This is a genomic window from Corallococcus sp. CA054B (assembly GCF_003611625.1).
Classification (GTDB): Bacteria; Myxococcota; Myxococcia; order Myxococcales; family Myxococcaceae; genus Corallococcus; species Corallococcus coralloides.
The window spans coordinates 1-985 of the sequence record NZ_RAVY01000410.1 but is presented as its reverse complement, the minus strand read 5'-3'; the positions used below and the strand labels follow the sequence as shown (position 1 = coordinate 985).

The 985-nt window shown below is 69.4% G+C and carries 1 protein-coding gene and 1 pseudogene; both read left to right on the top strand.

What is annotated here, in order from left to right; translation table 11 throughout:
- Positions 1–35 precede the first annotated feature (35 nt).
- Positions 36–760, top strand: a pseudogene (locus tag D7V80_RS41065) (IS66 family transposase); the annotation flags it as partial.
- Positions 758–985 (top strand): transposase domain-containing protein (locus D7V80_RS43375; RefSeq protein ID WP_370452644.1); only part of this gene is annotated, 228 nt, incomplete at its 3' end. The pseudogene D7V80_RS41065 and the gene D7V80_RS43375, both read left to right, overlap by 3 nt.

The following is a 985-nucleotide window of genomic DNA, read 5'->3' as shown; positions in this document are numbered from 1 at the left end:
TTGCGCACGTGGTGGTTTCCAAATGCGCGGACGCCATGCCCTTGCACCGGCTCGCCCAGCGGGTGGAACGCGGCGGCGTGCCCATGAGTCGCAGCACCCTGACGGACCTCTTCCACCAGTCCGCCTCGGTACTGCTGCCTCTCTCCCAGCACCTCTTGCGAGTCATTGCATCCGCGGACGTGGTGTGGGCCGACGAGACACCCGTGCGCGTGCTGGACGTGAAGAAGACGCGCCAAGGCTACCTTTGGACTTTCCTCACCCAGACGGCGCAAGGTGAGTGGCTCTTGGGCTACCGCTTCAGCCTGGGGCGGGCCAGCACGACGCCGAAGGAAGTCCTGGGCGGCACCCAGGGCGCCCTCGTGGTGGATGCCTATACCGGCTACAACGCGGTGACGCTGCCGGAGGGAAGACTCCGCGTCGGGTGCTGGGCGCACGTGCGTCGCCGCTTCTTCGAGGCCCTTTCCACCGCGCCCGAGGCCCGCGAGGCCCTGGACTTCATTCTGGCCCTCTACCGCGTGGAAGCCCTGGCCCGCGAAGCGGGCGTCGTGCGCACGGACGCGCACCGCGAGCTGCGCCAGCAGCAGAGTCTCCCCGTCCTCTCGGCACTGCGTGCGTGGATGGAAGCGCAGACTCCGCGCCACCTGCCCAAGGGCCCCATGGGCCAGGCCCTCTCCTACGCCCTGAAGCAATGGTACGCCCTGACGCGATTCGGCTCCGACGCGCGCCTGCCCTGGACAACAACCGCTCCGAGGCGGCGCTGCGCAAGGCCGCCCTGGGCCGTAAAAACTTTCTCTTCGTCGGCCACGAGGCCGCTGGGGAGAACCTCGCCGGCCTCTACGCGCTGGTCGCCACCTGCGAGGCCAACGGCGTCAATCCCGAGACGTACCTCGCGGACGTGCTGCTGCGCGTCCAGTCGCACCCGAATGCGCGCATCGGCGAACTGCTGCCCCACGAGTGGATGCGGCGACGCGCCGCGGACCCGCCC